The following is a 2,220-nucleotide window of genomic DNA, read 5'->3' as shown; positions in this document are numbered from 1 at the left end:
GCTTTCGCGGACCGGGTCGTAAGCGAGCGCGTGGTGATCTCGTGGCCCGGGGCCCAGACCCCGTGTCACGATCTCCATCCATTGCTCCCCGTCCCACTCCCACGTATCGGCGAGCGTCTTTCCGTCGGAGCCGATACCACCGAACACGAGGAGTCGGTCGCGACCGGTATCGTAGGCCATCCCTGCGTGAATGCGTGGCGACGGACCGTCCTCGTCGAGCACGACCCACGAAACTCCGTCCCAGCTCCAGAGGGTGGCGGACATCTCCCGCGCGGGATTCGTTCCCCCGAATAACACCACGCGCGAGAGCGTCGAAACATAGGTCATGACATGCGACGCCAGCGGCGGCGGCCAGGGATCGCGAGGCTGCCACGCCGAGGTCGTCGATGCCCCGAGGCCGAGCGAAAAACACAACCCGGCAACCTTCTGTCGGACTTCAGAGCTCATTGGAATCGTGGCAGGAGCATCATATACGCCGTCGCGACGGCCGCCACCCGAGGAAGAGGTTCTCGAACAAGATCAAAACGCCCATCCCCGCGGTGGTGAAGAGGGTGATGGAGAGCAGGCTCGCGAAGACCAGTGGCGTGTCGAGATTGAACTGGCCGGACAGGATGAGGTACCCCACGCCGCGGTTGCCTCCGATGAACTCTCCCACGATCGAGCCCGCGAGCGCGAGTGGGAAGGCGACCTTCAGAGCATCGACCAGGTAGGGGAGCGCGTGCATCAGTCGCACTTTATAAAAGAGGCGCAGCTCGGTACCTCCCGAAAGCCTGGCAAGGTCGAGAATGTCGGGCTCGATCTCGGCGAGTCCCGTCGCGGCGTTGACGAACAAGGGGAAGAACCCGAGTAGAAACGCGAGGAGCACTTTGGGCTCGGCCCCGAGACCAAACCACGTTACGAGAAGCGGAGCGACCGCGATCTTCGGAATTCCGTTGAACGCGGCGAAAATCGGGAGGAAGATCGCCCGAAGCGGCTCGATGTAGGTCACCACCAGAGCGAGGAGGATTCCCGTACCGAGCGCTAGCGCGAGGCCCAAGAGGGTCGTCGCCGCGGTCACGCCGAGCTCCGTCATCTGAACCCCAAGCGTATCGGCGAATTTGCTCACAACGACCGAGGGCTTCGGAAGAAGATACTCGGGAACACCGGCGAAGCCGACACCATACTCCCAGGCGACGAGGAGCGCGGCGAGGCCCGAGACGATGAGCGCCGTCTTCTTCACGACTCGATGAGCCCCCTTACCTTTGCCGCCAGCTCCACGAACGTGGGATCGCTCAGAGTCGAGGCGCTTCTCGGGCGCGGGAGCCCCACCGGAACGACAGAGCGTAATCGTCCCGGCCGGCTCGAGAGCACGAGAACGCGATCCGACAGCAATACGGCCTCGTTGATGCTGTGGGTGACGAAGAGCACGGTGCTCCGCGTTGCGCTCCAGATCCGCTCGAGCTCGAAGCCCATTCGCTCCCGCGTCAGGACGTCGAGAGCGCCAAACGGTTCGTCCATCAGCAAGAGGAACGGTTCGAGAAGGAGCGCACGGCAAATCGAGACCCGCTGCTGCATGCCTCCCGAGAGCTCGTGAGGATAGCGCTCTTCGAAACCCTCGAGACCGGCGAGACGGATGAGCTCGCGCGCCCGGGCGCGATGCTCGGAGGAAGCTCGGCCCCGCATCTCCGCGGGAAAGACGACGTTCTCGACCGTCCTTCGCCAGGGAAGAAGCACGGGCGACTGAAACACCATGGCGGCGTCGGGAACGGGCCCGCTGACCGTGCGCCCTCGCACCCGCACCGCACCCGAACTCGGCCGCTCCAGACCGGCGACGATGCGAAGCGTGGTCGACTTGCCGCAGCCGCTCGGACCGACGACGGAGACGAACTCGTTCTCCCCGATGTCGAACGAGAGCCCTTCGACGGCCGTTCGAGCCGAAAACGATTTGGTCAGCCCTTCGACGCTCACCGCCGTCACGCCGTTTTTGGTCAACGAGGCAGACTCACGGCACTCCAGGAAGCGCCCATGACTTGCCCGAGGATCGGTTCACGACTCACTTCGTTCGCTTTCAGGAATGTATCTTCAGTAGGCGTGCGGCGGTCGCGCCAAGGATTGCTTCTTTCGCCGAGTCGTCGAGGCCGGGGACGCTCATCACATCGTCGAGCGGGTCGCGGCTCGCCACCGGGAACGGATAGTCGGTGCCCATCACGATCCGATCGGCACCGACCTGGTCGATCAGGT

The 2,220-nt window shown here is 64.1% G+C and carries 3 protein-coding genes; all 3 read right to left on the bottom strand.

Features of this window, described 5'->3' with window-relative positions:
* Window positions 1-447 (bottom strand): kelch repeat-containing protein (locus tag VEK15_22375; protein ID HXV63464.1); only part of this gene is annotated, 447 nt, incomplete at its 3' end.
* A gap of 19 nt (window positions 448-466) precedes the next feature.
* On the bottom strand, window positions 467-1,219 hold the full coding sequence (locus tag VEK15_22370) for an ABC transporter permease (GenBank protein HXV63463.1): 753 nt from the start codon (window positions 1,217-1,219) through the stop codon (window positions 467-469).
* Entirely contained in the window at window positions 1,216-1,971 is a 756-nt protein-coding gene (locus VEK15_22365; protein ID HXV63462.1) for an ABC transporter ATP-binding protein, read from the bottom strand. The genes VEK15_22370 and VEK15_22365 overlap by 4 nt, the downstream gene beginning before the upstream one ends.
* Between the last annotated feature and the right edge of the window lie 249 nt (window positions 1,972-2,220).

The sequence above is a fragment of the Vicinamibacteria bacterium genome, assembly GCA_035620555.1.
Lineage (GTDB): Bacteria > Acidobacteriota > Vicinamibacteria > Marinacidobacterales > SMYC01 > DASPGQ01.
Note: the sequence above shows the minus strand (reverse complement) of the source record. Positions and strands in the feature narration are given on the sequence as shown.